The sequence below is a fragment of the Bradyrhizobium sp. LVM 105 genome, from assembly GCF_003957705.1.
GTDB lineage: Bacteria > Pseudomonadota > Alphaproteobacteria > Rhizobiales > Xanthobacteraceae > Bradyrhizobium > Bradyrhizobium frederickii.
This window is the reverse complement of sequence record NZ_QZMV01000001.1, coordinates 365,332-377,732: the sequence shown is the minus strand read 5'-3', so window position 1 is coordinate 377,732 and position 12,401 is coordinate 365,332. Positions and strand designations below refer to the sequence as shown.

General features: G+C 65.9%; 13 protein-coding genes. 8 read left to right on the top strand and 5 right to left on the bottom strand.

Features of this window, described 5'->3' with window-relative positions; translation table 11 throughout:
- Positions 1-125: 125 nt before the first annotated feature.
- From D6B98_RS01860 to D6B98_RS01850, 3 genes are all read right to left on the bottom strand, one after another.
- A complete protein-coding gene (locus tag D6B98_RS01860) occupies positions 126-785 on the bottom strand; it encodes a hypothetical protein (RefSeq protein ID WP_126255241.1) in 660 nt (219 codons plus the stop codon).
- A gap of 264 nt (positions 786-1,049) precedes the next feature.
- The gene (locus tag D6B98_RS01855) at positions 1,050-1,739 is read right to left on the bottom strand and encodes a class I SAM-dependent methyltransferase (RefSeq protein ID WP_126255240.1); all 690 of its coding nucleotides are present in this window, start codon (positions 1,737-1,739) and stop codon (positions 1,050-1,052) included.
- Positions 1,740-1,772: 33 nt separating this feature from the next.
- On the bottom strand, positions 1,773-2,825 hold the full coding sequence (locus tag D6B98_RS01850; protein ID WP_126255239.1) for a glycosyltransferase family 4 protein: 1,053 nt from the start codon (positions 2,823-2,825) through the stop codon (positions 1,773-1,775).
- Between the two features lie 274 nt (positions 2,826-3,099).
- On the opposite strand from D6B98_RS01850, the gene D6B98_RS01845 reads away from it, so the two are divergent.
- From D6B98_RS01845 to D6B98_RS01835, 3 genes are all read left to right on the top strand, one after another.
- Positions 3,100-3,807 carry a L,D-transpeptidase gene (locus D6B98_RS01845; RefSeq protein ID WP_126255238.1) on the top strand — a complete coding sequence of 236 codons (708 nt, stop codon included), beginning with the start codon at positions 3,100-3,102 and terminating at the stop codon, positions 3,805-3,807.
- 112 nt (positions 3,808-3,919) lie between these two features.
- Entirely contained in the window at positions 3,920-4,336 is a 417-nt protein-coding gene (locus tag D6B98_RS01840; RefSeq protein ID WP_245481207.1) for a c-type cytochrome, read from the top strand.
- A gap of 193 nt (positions 4,337-4,529) precedes the next feature.
- Positions 4,530-4,790 (top strand): GIY-YIG nuclease family protein, encoded by a 261-nt coding sequence (locus tag D6B98_RS01835; RefSeq protein ID WP_164718323.1) that lies wholly within the window; start codon positions 4,530-4,532, stop codon positions 4,788-4,790.
- Positions 4,791-4,891: 101 nt separating this feature from the next.
- Here the strand turns inward: D6B98_RS01835 and D6B98_RS01830 are convergent, their stop codons facing one another.
- Positions 4,892-5,215, bottom strand: a complete 324-nt coding sequence (locus D6B98_RS01830; protein WP_245481205.1) for a hypothetical protein — start codon at positions 5,213-5,215, stop codon at positions 4,892-4,894.
- Entirely contained in the window at positions 5,208-5,999 is a 792-nt protein-coding gene (locus D6B98_RS01825) for a DUF899 domain-containing protein (protein ID WP_430644558.1), read from the bottom strand. The genes D6B98_RS01830 and D6B98_RS01825 overlap by 8 nt, the downstream gene beginning before the upstream one ends.
- Positions 6,000-6,140: 141 nt before the next feature.
- Between D6B98_RS01825 and D6B98_RS01820 the strand changes: the two genes are divergently transcribed.
- The 5 genes from D6B98_RS01820 (at position 6,141) to D6B98_RS01800 (ending at position 12,329) form a co-directional block, all read left to right on the top strand.
- Positions 6,141-7,361, top strand: coding sequence for a winged helix-turn-helix domain-containing protein (locus D6B98_RS01820; protein WP_126255235.1), 1,221 nt, complete (start codon positions 6,141-6,143; stop codon positions 7,359-7,361).
- Between the two features lie 30 nt (positions 7,362-7,391).
- Positions 7,392-8,030 carry a Vgb family protein gene (locus D6B98_RS01815; protein WP_126255234.1) on the top strand — a complete coding sequence of 213 codons (639 nt, stop codon included), beginning with the start codon at positions 7,392-7,394 and terminating at the stop codon, positions 8,028-8,030.
- Between the two features lie 139 nt (positions 8,031-8,169).
- Positions 8,170-9,738 (top strand): DUF4403 family protein, encoded by a 1,569-nt coding sequence (locus D6B98_RS01810; protein ID WP_126255233.1) that lies wholly within the window; start codon positions 8,170-8,172, stop codon positions 9,736-9,738.
- A gap of 357 nt (positions 9,739-10,095) precedes the next feature.
- Complete coding sequence (locus D6B98_RS01805; RefSeq protein ID WP_126255232.1) at positions 10,096-11,205, top strand: ABC transporter ATP-binding protein; 1,110 nt, start codon at positions 10,096-10,098, stop codon at positions 11,203-11,205.
- A 65-nt stretch (positions 11,206-11,270) separates the two neighbouring features.
- Positions 11,271-12,329 carry an ABC transporter substrate-binding protein gene (locus tag D6B98_RS01800; protein WP_126255231.1) on the top strand — a complete coding sequence of 353 codons (1,059 nt, stop codon included), beginning with the start codon at positions 11,271-11,273 and terminating at the stop codon, positions 12,327-12,329.
- Positions 12,330-12,401: the final 72 nt, after the last annotated feature.

Here is a 12,401-nt window from a genome sequence, read left to right as displayed (position 1 = left end):
CGTCATGGCCGGGCTTGTCCCGGCCATCCACGCGTCTCCGCACGATGACTTCAAGACGTAGATGCCCGGGACAAGCCCGGGCATGACGTAGACCATAAACATTCGCGACCTGGGCAGGGGCCGTATCAGGCGTGCTGCTCTTCGAGCGTGGGCTCGCCGACCAGGCCCAGCGTGTGCTCGGGGTTGAGGTGCAGGCCGGGATCCATCAGCTCGCCGCGCATCAGCGCCAGCGGAGCCTTGTGATACAGCATCAGATCGTGGAACGGATCGGTCAGGATCTTGGTCATCCAGACGAGGCCGGTCTCGACGTCGCGAATGAAGAACAGGTGCACGGTGCGGAACAGCAGGCCGCCGCCGCCGACCACGAGCCAGATCTTGGCGACCTGCCGCATGAAGTCGGTCGCGCCTTGCCACGGCGTGAACAGGCCGAACAGGGTCGGATCGAGGAACAGCACCAGCGGCGAGGCCGCCCAGATCGCCATCAGCACCACCTTGCGCTGCAGGTTGTAGCCGACCTTGATCTCTTCCTTGTACTCGTGTGTCGCCTGGTTGACGTGATCGTAGGTGTGCGGCTCGAAGAAGAAATGACCGGCCTGGCGTGAGGTCATCGAGACCAGCCAGCCGACCAGAGCGGAGACGACGGGATCGACGAACAGCCAGACATAGGCGAACAGGAAGCTCAGCGCGCTGACGAAGTGCAGGCTCTGATTGATGCGGCTGTGGTGATAGTAGCGATGGTCGTCCCAGCGCTGGATCCGCAGCTGCTCGAGATAATTCTTGATCATGCTCTTCCCCAAAATGCTTCGGCTACGGGGTTAAAGGGATTCGATGTACGCCGTGTGACAACATCATCTTGTCATGTGATGGCACGCAGCGGCGCGATGACGCACGGGTTACTCTCTCCCCTCATCCTGAGGAGCGCGCTCTTGCGCGCGTCTCGAAGGATGAAGGCCGAGCTGTAGCAGCGGGGCCTTCATGGTTCTCCGAGCGATGCGAAGCATCGTCCGGAGACGGCGCTTGCGCGCCTCCTCACCATGAGGAGCAATAACTCAAGCCGCCTTGGCGACGTCGACCTTGCGGAAGCGCACCAGCGAAAAATGACCGAGCGGCGGAATCAGGCGGCGTTCGGCTAGCTCCATGCCGTGGGCGCCGGCCAGCCATTTCGTATAACGCGACCAGGCGAACTCGGCAGTGCGGAAGCCGAGCGGACGCACCACCGGCTGCAGCTTCTGCTCGATGAAGCGGCGCATGCCGGCATCCGCGCTGACGCGGGTGAGGATGATGAGCTCGCCGCCCGGGCGCAGCACGCGGGCGAATTCGTCGAGCGCCTTTTCGGGGTTCGGCACCGCGGTGACGACATATTGCGCCATCACCACGTCGAACGAATTGTCGGGGAATTCGAGCTTCTCGGCGTCCATCACCGCGAGGCCCTCGACATTCTTTAGCTTGCCCTCGGCGACGCGCTGGCGCGCCTTGTCGAGCATCGCTTCCGAAATGTCGGTGCCAAAGACGCGCAAATGCGGCGCGTAGAGCGGCAGCGAGATGCCGGTGCCGACGCCGACCTCGAGCACGCGGCCGCCGATCTTGTTAGTGGCCGCGATCGCGGCCTGCCGGCCCTTGGCGAACACGCCGCCGAACACGAGGTCGTAGACCGGGGCCCAGCGGTCATAGGCCTGCTCGACCGTGCCGCGGGTGAGGTCGAGCTGCTGGGTGCCGTCAAGGTTCATGATCTTAGCCATCGATGAGGTTCTCGCTGTGGTTCTAACGAAAGTTCAACCGCGCACCGGCCGCCGCGCCATGCGAGGCGAGGCGCGCAAGGCGCGGCTGGGCTGAAGTGAGGTCAGGTTGCCGACGAACTGGCGCGCGCTGTTCTCCCAGGAGCGCTCCAGCGCGAAGTTGCGGCAGGTCTCGCGCGACATGGTGAGCGCGCGCAGGCACGCGCTGCGCAGATCGTGGTCGATCGCGCCGATCGGATGATCGGCGATGACGTCCTTCGGACCCGTGACCGGAAACGCCGCAACCGGCGTGCCGCAGGCGAGCGCCTCCAGCTGCACCACGCCGAACGTATCGGTCAGGCTCGGAAACACGAACACGTCGGCGGCGGCGAGATGCGCAGTGAGATCGGCCCCCTTCTTCTCGCCGAGGAAGACCGCATCGGGATATTTCCTTTCGAGCACCGCCTTCTGCGGGCCGTCGCCGACGACCACCTTGGTGCCGGGCAGGTCGAGCGAGAGGAACGCGTCGAGATTCTTCTCCACCGCGACGCGGCCCATGGTCATGAAGATCGGACGGGGCAGATCGAGCCTGGCCGGCGCACCGGGATGAAACAGCTCGGTGTCGACGCCGCGGGTCCAGAAGCCGAGCCGCTTGAAGCCGCGCTCGGACAGCTCCTGCCGCAGCGACGGCGTCGCCACCATGGTCATCGCGGCGGCATCGTGGAAATAGCGCAGCACGGCATAGCCGACGCTTGCGGGGATGCCGGTCCGCACCGCGACGTATTCGGGAAAGCGCGTCGTGTAGGAGGTGGTGAAGGCGAGCCGGTTGCGGCGGCAATAGGCCCGCGCGGCCCAGCCGATCGGGCCTTCGGTCGCGATGTGCAGGGCATCCGGCGCCGCGGTCTCGATCCGCCGCGCGATTTCCTTGCTGCCTGGCAACGCAAAGCGCAGGCCCGGATAGGTCGGCAGCGGCCAGGACGGAAAGCCGTCCGGGGTCAGGAAGTCGATCTCGACATCGAGGGCCTTGGCCGCACTCGCCAGCGAGGTCAGCGTCCGGACCACGCCGTTGACCTGCGGATGCCAGGCGTCCGTCGCAATTAATACCCGCATGGGAAAATCCCGAGAGTTTGATGATTCTCGGTTTCCGACCATCAACGAAGGATATTTCAGGCGTGTGACGTCATAGAAGTGTCGGCCCGTCGTTTTGTTCGTTAACGGACGCCTGCGGCCACGAAACTGTCATGAAACAATTCTTGCCGCGGTGAAACCGTTTTCGGTTTTCCGCGCAAATGTCCCGAAACGTTTTGCCGTTAGTGATCTTCGCAACGGAGCACCGCAACGGTGCCGCGGTGGTCGAGACCACCGAGCAAACAGGGGCGATCACATGTTCAATCCGGACACGTTCAAGACGTTTTCGCGCGCCGTTGCTATTGGCGCAGTCGCGGTCTCCGCAATCGCGTTCGCAGGTGCAGCCAAGGCGGCGCCAGTGCAGATCTTCCCCTTCTTCCAGCCGCTGCCGCCGATGGCCGCGCCGCAGCCGTTCCAGCCCTATCATGCGCCGAGCTATCAGACCGAGCCGTCCGAGGAGCAGGACGCCGTCGAGATGCCGGCCCGCTTCCGCCGCCAGACCGTCGCTTACGCGACGCGCGAAGCGCCGGGCACCATCATCATCGATACGCCGAACACCTATCTCTATTACGTGCTCGGCAACGGCCAGGCGCTGCGCTACGGCATCGGCGTCGGCCGCGACGGCTTCACCTGGTCCGGCATCCAGTCGGTGACCCGCAAGGCCGAGTGGCCGGCCTGGACACCGCCGCCGGAGATGATCGCCCGCCAGCCCTATCTGCCCCGCCACATGGCCGGCGGCCCCGGTAATCCGCTCGGTGCGCGCGCCATGTATCTCGGCGGCACCATCTACCGCATTCACGGCACCAACGCCCCCGAGACGATCGGCAAGCGCGTCTCGTCCGGCTGCATCCGCATGACCAATGACGACGTCACCGACCTTTATTCCCGGGTCAACGTCGGCACCAAGGTCGTGGTGCTGCCGATGACGGAGCGCCGCGCGGAACTCGGGACCGCGACGCGCTGAACCGACAGGACATCGTGACGCAAACGGCCCCGGAACCCGCCGGGGCCGCTTTCGTTTGCCCTCGACATGTCGACGCGCGCCAGCTGCGGCGCGGTCCCCGATGGAGGCGCAAATGCAATCACGCCTGCAATCCTCGCCGTATCAGTGGCTGCACGCGATCGCCGGCGCCGCCACACTGGCGCTGCTCGCGTCCGCGCCCGCCTCGCTCGCGCAGCAGCCTGCGGGCGATGAAGCAGACAAGCAGGCCTTCAACAATTCCTGCCGCACCTGCCACTCCATGAAAGAAGGCGACAACCGCCTCGGCCCCAACCTCAACAAGATCCTCGGGCGCAAGGCCGGCTCGCTGCCGGACTACAACTACTCCTCGTCGATGAAGGAAGCCGGCTTCGTCTGGGACCAGGACAAGCTGACGCGCTTCATGGTCAAGCCGGACGAGGTAGTGTCGGGCCACAAGATGCAGCCCTATGGCGGCGTCTCCGCTGAGGAAGCGGCAAAGGTGGTTGCGTATCTCCAGGCGGCTTCGCAGTGACGGGCCGTTTCGTCCGGCCCCGATGATCGCGGCGCATCCTTCGAGACGCCCGCCTGCGGCGGGCTCCTCAGGATGAGGGCGGAGTGCGCGACTGCCAATCCATCCGAAGCTCTTGCGCCAAGGCGGGACTGCCAATTAGCCTCGTCCTGAGGAGCGCGCCCTTGCGCGCGTCTCGAAGGACGAGGCGTTCACGATGACCGAAGGCGCGTGGCTCTACATTCTCGGATGCGCCGACGGCAGCTACTACATCGGCACCACGCGCACCGAGCTCGAGATCCGAATCGCGCAGCACAACGCCGGCACGTTCGGCGGCTATACGAATTCTCGCAGACCTGTGACGCTGATATTCTCGCAATGGTTCGATCGCGTCACCGACGCGATCGAATGCGAACGCAAGCTCAAGAAATGGAGCCGCGCCAAGAAGGAAGCCTTCATGCGCGGCGATTTTGCCTAGCTTCATGAATTGGCAAAGCGCGCATCACATCATCCTTCGAGACGCCCGCCTGCGGCGGGCTCCTCAGGATGAGGACGGAACGGCCACGGTGCTGCTTAGCCTCATCCTGAGGAGCGCGCCCTTGCGCGCGTCTCGAAGGACGAGGCGTTCACACCGGCGGCAGTTCGCCGCCCCGCCATCAGCCGCAGCCACGCCGCCGAATGAAACGCGCTCATCAAGAGATACATCGGCACCATGCCGCCGAGCAGCGATCCCTGCCCGGCGGCGCACAACATGTCGGCCGGCCCACCCCCGGCCATGGCCGTCAGCACGGCCATGATCGCGAAGGTCGGTGTCGCCGCAAGGGACAGCCACCTGGCAAGGTGGCGCGCCGCCACAACGCCATTGCGGCCGGCGCCGGCCATTGCGCCGACGGGACTAGTCACGTCCTTCCGCCGCCTCCTGGCGAAAGGCCTTCTCGCCGGCGTCGGAGATCTCGACCCACTTCTTGTCAGGCGCGGCGCCTTCCGTGTAGCTGTCGTGCCAATTCCACCATTTGTAGGTCGGCGTCTGCGGATAGCCCTTCGGCGAGTCCTCCCAGACCTCCTGACGGCCGAGCGGCGTGATGTCGAGGTAATTCCAGGTGCCGCCCATCTGCTCGTCGCCACGGCTCTTGACGAAATAGGTGCGGAAGATCCGCGTCCCGTCGCGGTAGAACACGTTCGTGCCGTGCCATTCGTCGACGCCGAAATCGGCGTCGAAACTGTCGGTGATGGTGACCCACGGCATGATCCAGCCCATCCGTTGCTTCAGCCTGATGATATCGGCCTGCGGCGCGCGCGAGGCGAACACCAGCGTGGTGTCGCGGGCATTCAGATGCGCGACGTGGGCGACCTGGTCGGCCACCATGGAGCAGCCGCGGCAGGCGTGATCGGGCCAGCCGAACACGCCGGGCTCGAAGAACGCGCGGTAGACGATCAGCTGCCGCCGGCCCTGGAACAGGTCGACGAGACTGAGCTTGCCGCCGGGCCCCTCGAACGCATAGGTTTTGGAGACTTCCATCCACGGCATGCGCCGGCGCTCGGCGGCCAGGGCGTCACGGGCACGGGTATGCGCCTTCTCCTTCACGAGCAGTTGCTGACGGGCGGCCTCCCAGTCCTGCGGCGACACCACCGGCGGCGTCTGCATGACGGGCTGTCCGTTATTCGGTTCGTTCTGGGCTAATGTCATCATGACTCTCCAAATTCTTCGCTTGGGCGATCAGCCTGCGTGTCGCGGAACCGCCCGCCCCTCACCGCACATTGGCCGTCGACAACGATTTCTGGCACCGCGCGGTTGCGCGGTGGGAGTAACAAGTGTGGCGGGATTTGAATGGAGTCGCTGATCACGGCCGCCGCGCGCGCGTTGGAGGCGGGCGATCCGCTCGGTGCCCTGAACCGCGTTGCGCTGCGCAACGACGCGCCGTCGCTGGCGCTGCGCGGCATCGCGATGGCGCAGCTCGGCGACCTCGCCAAGGCCAAGTCGCTGCTGCGCAGCGCCGCGCGCGCGTTCGGTCCGCGCGAGGCGGTGGCGCGGGCAAGATGCGTGGTGGCCGAAGCCGAGATCGCGCTGGTCTCGCGTGATCTGAACTGGCCGGACAGGACACTCGCCGCGGCGCGCGCGACTCTCGAAAAGCACGGCGATCTCGCCAACGCGGCGCATGCCGGCCACATCGCCGCGCGGCGTCTTCTCCTGCTCGGACATATCGAGGAGGCCGAGCGCACGCTCGCCGGTCTCGGCCCCTTGCCGCTGCCGCCGGCCTCACAAGTCGTTCGCGAGCTCGTGCTGGCCGGCATCGCCATCCGGCGGCTCCGATCGGAGGATGCGCGCGCAGCGCTCGCGCGGGCAGCCCGCGCAGCACGGCAGGCCGCCATCCCCGCACTCGCTGCCGAAGTCGAAGGCGCGAGCCGCGTGCTCGACACGCCGGCGGCGCGCCTGATCACGCGCGGCGAGGAGCGGCCATTGCTGCTTGCGGAGGTCGAGCAGCTGGCGGCATCCGAGGCGCTCGTCGTGGACACGTTCCATCATTCGGTGCGCAGGCGCGGCACCGTCGTGCCGCTCGGCACCCGGCCGGTGCTGTTTGCCCTCGTCCGCATCCTGGCCCAGGCGTGGCCTGCGGACGTCTCGCGACAGACGCTGATCGCGAGCGCGTTTCGCGCCAGGCATCTCGATGAATCGCATCGCGCGCGGTTGCGCGTCGAGATCGGCCGGCTCCGCACCAAGCTCAAACCGCTCGCCGACGTGAACGCAACGAAAGAGGGATTTGCGCTGGCGCCGCGCAGGACGCGCGACATCCTCGTGTTGGCGCGGCCGGTCGATGAAAAGCACGCCACCGTTCTCGCTCTCCTCTCCGACGGCGAGCCCTGGTCGAGCTCGGCGCTCGCGCTGGCGCTGGGAACGAGCCCACGCACGGTGCAGCGGGCCCTCGACGAGCTGGCGCGCGCGAACAAGGTGCAATGCTTCGGGCACGGGCGGGCGCGGCGCTGGATGACGCCGCCGGTCCCGGGTTTCCCGACAGGCTTGTTACTCCCCACGCCGCTCCTGAAGACGTAACGTTAGGACCACATCACAGGGAGCTTGCAGATGAAGCGTTCAGCCGCCGAGATCATCAGAGAGTACGGGCCGTTTGAGGGCGTGGAGGCCGTGCATGGCGTCACCTATGACGGCAGCCATGTCTGGTTCGCCTCCGGCGACAGATTGAACGCGGTCGATCCGGCCAGCGGCAAGGTCGCGCGCTCCATCGATGTCGCCGCCCATGCGGGAACGGCATTCGACGGGAGATACCTGTTCCAGATCGCCGAGGATCGCATCCAGAAGATCGATGCGGCCTCTGGCGAGGTGCTCGGCACCATCCCGGCCCCCGGCGGCGGCGGCGACTCGGGCCTCGCCTGGGCCGAGGGCTCGCTGTGGGTCGGGGAATATCGCGAGCGCAAGATCCATCAGATCGACCCGGAAACCGGGAAGGTTCTCCGCACCATCGAGAGCAAGCGCTTCGTGACCGGGGTGACCTGGGTCGACGGCGAGCTCTGGCACGGCACCTGGGAAGGCGAGGACAGCGATTTGCGGCGGATCGACCCCGAAACGGGAAAAGTGATCGAGCAACTCGACATGCCCGACGGCACGATCGTGTCAGGCTTGGAGTCCGATGGCGGCGACCGCTTCTTCTGCGGTGGTGGCACTAGCGGCAAGGTGAGAGCGGTCCGGCGCCCGCGGCAAAGCTAGTCCTGCGTCCTGCGTGACCGCGCGGCGACGGTGCCTTCTCAGCCGTTAACCCGTTCGCCGCAATTCCACCCCACCGGTGCGCTCTAGCGCCCTGCTCGCTCGCCCTGTAGAATCCCGACCGGGGCGGCTTGGGGGATTGATGCGACTTTCGTTGAATCTGAAGACCATCCTGGTCGGCGTCGCCGTGCTCGCGGCGTCCTTCTTCATCAGCTTGAAGGCGATGGACTTGCTGTCGCCGCGCGCGACGAATTCCGCCCCGCCGGTCGCGCAATTGCCTCCGTTGCCGCCCGCCGCCAAGAGCTCGATCGTGATCGCGCCGGTCGCCATCGCGCTCTCGGCGATCCGCGAGCAGGCCGAGAAGGCCGCGCCGCGCAATTTCTCAGGGAAGGCCGACAACCCGATCTCGCAGATCCTGGAGAACGCCGACATCGGCTGGTCCGCCGTGCGCGGGCCGATGGCCGCGGCCGGCGACAAGGACGTGCTGACGATCTCGACGCCGCTCTCCGGCAAGCTGAACGTGACGGGCTCGCTGTCGGCGAAGGCCACGGGTGCGCTCGGCGACGCGCTCGGCAGCGTGCTCGGCGGTGACGCCGCGAAACGGATCGGCGCAGTCAACATCAAGAATTTGAACGCCAGCGCGGAGATCAAGGGCAACGTGGTCGTCACCTCGCGCCCGAAGCTCGCGGCCAATTGGCATCTCGAGCCCAATCTCGGCGCCCAGGTCAATCTCGGCGACACCAACCTCAATGTCTCCGGCGCCAAGGTCAACGTGCCGGCTCAGGTGAAGCCGCTGATCGACAAGAATGTCGGCGAGCAGATCAACATCGTCTCCGAGCGCATCCGCAACGATCCCTCCCTGCGCGAGAATGCGAAGCTGCAATGGGCCAAGGCGTGCCGCTCGATCCCGCTGCAGGGCTCGGGCGCCTCGGCCGCGCTGCCGCCGCTCTGGCTGGAGATGAAACCGATCCGCGCCATCGCCGCGCAGCCGCGCGTCGACGCGCAGGCCGTGACGCTGCTGTTGGGCCTGGAAGCGGAGACGCGCGTCACCTCGACGCCGACCAAGCCGAACTGTCCGTTTCCCGACAAGATCTCGATCGTGCCGCCCACCGGCACCGGCGTGAACATCGGCGTGCCGATCGACGTGCCCTTCACCGAGATCAACAAGCTGATCGCCGCGCAGATGGTCGGCCGCACCTATCCCGAGGACGGCTCGGGCCCGGTCGACGTCACCGTGAAGAGCGCCAACGTGATCCCGTCGGGGGACCGGCTGCTGATCTCGCTGCTGGTGCGCGCCAAGGAGAAGAAGAGCTGGCTCGGCCTCGGCGCCGAGGCGACCGTGCACATCTGGGGGCGCCCGGTACTCGACCAGGCGCAACAGACGCTGCGGCTCACCGACATCCAGCTCGCGGTGGAATCCGAGGCGGCATTTGGCCTCTTGGGCGCCGCGGCGCGCGCCGTGGTGCCACAGATGCAGCAGGCGCTGCTGCAGAAGGCGACACTCGATCTGAAGCCGATCGCCGCCAACGCCCGCGAGAAGATCGCCGCCGCAATCGCCGATTACCAGAAGAGTGAGGACGGCCTCAAGGTCGACGCCAAGATCGACAGCCTGACGCTGGCCGACATCGCCTTCGATTCCAAGACCTTGCGCGTGGTCGCGGAAGCCGGCGGCTCGCTGAATGTGTATGTGAGCAAGCTGTCGGGGATGTAGCGCGCTTTCACTCGCTCGCACGGCTATCGCATTTTGAGAGCTTTTCCCTGCAGCCATCCTTCGAGACGCCCGCTTTAGGCGGGCTCCTCAGGATGAGGACGGAGCGAGGGGCAGCAGTTTCAAAAGGGCACTCACGCCGATTAGCCTCATCCTGAGGAGGCGCGTAAGCGCCGTCTCGAAGGACGAGGCGCGCGCGCAGGCTGCTGCCCCGGGCCATATGCGATAGCCTACACTCGCCGGAAGCGCACGCCTCATCGTCGGTCGGCCCGCTGGCATTCTCATCGGAGGATGCTAAGCTGCCCCCAGCCACCTCGAACGAGGTGCTGACAAGCATTGTAGCGGCAAGCCGAGGACAACATGGAAGCCGGCATGGTGACGCCCCCGCCGGCATTGGTGCGCTTTTCCGGCATTCAGAAGACCTATGATGGCGAGCACCTCGTGGTGAAGAACCTCGATCTCGACATCAGGAAGGGCGAGTTCATCACCCTGCTCGGCCCGTCGGGCTCGGGCAAGACGACCACGCTGATGATGCTGGCCGGCTTCGAGGTGCCGACCCATGGCGAGATCTATCTCGCGGACCGGCCGATCAAGACCATGCCGCCGCACAAGCGCGACATCGGCATGGTGTTCCAGAACTATGCCTTGTTTCCGCACCTGACGATCGCCGAGAATATCGCCTTCCCGCTATCGGTTCGCAAAACGAGCAAGGCGGACGTGCAGGAGCGCGTGGCTGCGGCGTTGCGCATGATCAAGATGGAAAACCTGGCGCACCGGCGGCCCGGACAGCTGTCCGGCGGACAGCAGCAGCGCGTGGCGCTGGCGCGCGCGCTGGTCTTCAACCCGCAGCTCGTGCTGATGGACGAGCCGCTCGGCGCCCTCGACAAGCGCCTGCGCGAGCAGATGCAGCTGGAGATCAAGCAGCTGCACGAGACGATGGGCATCACGATCGTCTACGTCACCCACGATCAGAGCGAAGCGCTCACCATGTCCGACCGCATCGCCGTGTTCAACGACGGCATCGTGCAGCAGATCGACAAGCCCGACGCGCTGTACGAGCACCCGGTCAACAGCTTCGTCGCCCATTTCATCGGCGAGAACAACGTGCTGGCCGGCACCGTCGAGACGGTCGACAAGGACTATTGCCGCGTCGCGCTGACCGGTGGCGGCGCCGTCACCGCCCGGGCGGTCAACGTCTCGGGCGCGGGCGCATCCACCGCGCTCTCGGTACGGCCGGAGCGGATCGCCATTGTCGCGGACGACAGCTCCAGCGACGGACCAAACCGCCTGCCGGCGAGGGTGCAGAACACCATCTATCTTGGCGACCACGCGCTGGCCGTGCTCGACGTCGCCGGCAACGGCGAGTTTATGGTCAAGCTTCAGCCGGGCGCACATGGCAGCCTGAGACATGGCAAAAGCGTGTTCATCACCTTCCGCCCAGAGGATTGCCTCGCCCTCGATCCGGTCTGATCCAACGCACGCGGACTTGAAATACGCAACCTCAACGCAACTCGCACGAAGAAGGAACCAAGACCATGATGAAGCGCAAGATTGGCAGGATTGCTCTGGGTTTCGCCGCGGCGCTCGGTGCCAGCGCTGCGCTGGCGACGGTTGCACAGGCGCGTGACCTCACCGTCGTGTCGTGGGGCGGCGCCTATCAGGAGGCCCAGAAGAAGGTCTACTTCGAGCCGTTCAAGAAGGCGGCCGGAATTGCCATGAACGACGAGTCCTGGGACGGCGGCGTCGGCGTGCTGCGCGCCAAGGTGCAAGGCGGCGCCGCCACCTGGGACGTCGTCCAGGTCGAGAGCGACGAGCTCGCGGTCGGCTGCGAGGAAGGGCTGTTCGAGAAGCTGGACTATACCAAGATCGGCGGCGAGGCCGCCTATATCCCGCCCTCGGTCAATCCGTGCGGCGTCGGCGCCATCCTCTACGACTTCGTGCTCGGCTACGACAAGGACAAGCTGAAGGAAGCCCCGAAGGGCTGGGCCGACTTCTTCGACACCAAGAAGATTCCAGGCAAGCGCGCCCTGCGTCAGGGCCCGAAGACCACGCTGGAAATCGCGCTGATGGCCGACGGCGTCGCACCGAAAGACGTCTACAAGGTGCTGGCGACCGACGAGGGCGTCGAGCGCGCCTTCAAGAAGCTCGACTCCATCAAGGGCGACATCGTCTGGTGGAAGGCCGGCGCCCAGCCGCCGCAACTGCTCGCCTCCGGCGAGGTGGCGATGACCTCGGTCTACAATGGCCGCATCGACACCGCGAACAAGAACGAGAAGAAGAACTTCGGCATGGTGTGGGACGGCGCACTATTCACCCTCGACAGCTGGGTCATCCTGAAGGGCAGCCCGAACAAGGACGCCGCCTACAAGTTCCTGGACTTCGTCGGCAAGGCGGAGAACCAGGCGAAACTGTCGGAGAACATCGCCTACGGCACCTCGAACAAGGACGCGGCCGCCAAGCTCGCCCCCGCCGTTCTGAAGGACCTGCCGACTGCGCCTGACAACATCAAGAACGCGGTCGAGATCAACGTCGCCTTCTGGCTCGAGAACATCGACCGCCTGACCGAGCGCTTCAACAAATGGGCCGCGAAATAGCGCCTTGCCGAATGGGTAAGGGATGCGTGGCGGACAGCTCGCCCGTGGCGCATCCTTCGAGACGCCCGCCTG

Excerpts from the sequence above, each read along its gene's own strand:
- D6B98_RS01860 (WP_126255241.1), bottom strand. The coding sequence starts at position 785 with ATGATCAAGAATTATCTCGAGCAGCTGCGGATCCAGCGCTGGGACGAC.
- D6B98_RS01855 (WP_126255240.1), bottom strand. The coding sequence starts at position 1,739 with ATGGCTAAGATCATGAACCTTGACGGCACCCAGCAGCTCGACCTCACC.
- D6B98_RS01850 (WP_126255239.1), bottom strand. The coding sequence starts at position 2,825 with ATGCGGGTATTAATTGCGACGGACGCCTGGCATCCGCAGGTCAACGGC.
- D6B98_RS01845 (WP_126255238.1), top strand. The coding sequence starts at position 3,100 with ATGTTCAATCCGGACACGTTCAAGACGTTTTCGCGCGCCGTTGCTATT.
- D6B98_RS01840 (WP_245481207.1), top strand. The coding sequence starts at position 3,920 with ATGCAATCACGCCTGCAATCCTCGCCGTATCAGTGGCTGCACGCGATC.
- D6B98_RS01835 (WP_164718323.1), top strand. The coding sequence starts at position 4,530 with ATGACCGAAGGCGCGTGGCTCTACATTCTCGGATGCGCCGACGGCAGC.
- D6B98_RS01825 (WP_430644558.1), bottom strand. The coding sequence starts at position 5,999 with ATGACATTAGCCCAGAACGAACCGAATAACGGACAGCCCGTCATGCAG.
- D6B98_RS01820 (WP_126255235.1), top strand. The coding sequence starts at position 6,141 with ATGGAGTCGCTGATCACGGCCGCCGCGCGCGCGTTGGAGGCGGGCGAT.
- D6B98_RS01815 (WP_126255234.1), top strand. The coding sequence starts at position 7,392 with ATGAAGCGTTCAGCCGCCGAGATCATCAGAGAGTACGGGCCGTTTGAG.
- D6B98_RS01810 (WP_126255233.1), top strand. The coding sequence starts at position 8,170 with ATGCGACTTTCGTTGAATCTGAAGACCATCCTGGTCGGCGTCGCCGTG.
- D6B98_RS01805 (WP_126255232.1), top strand. The coding sequence starts at position 10,096 with ATGGAAGCCGGCATGGTGACGCCCCCGCCGGCATTGGTGCGCTTTTCC.
- D6B98_RS01800 (WP_126255231.1), top strand. The coding sequence starts at position 11,271 with ATGATGAAGCGCAAGATTGGCAGGATTGCTCTGGGTTTCGCCGCGGCG.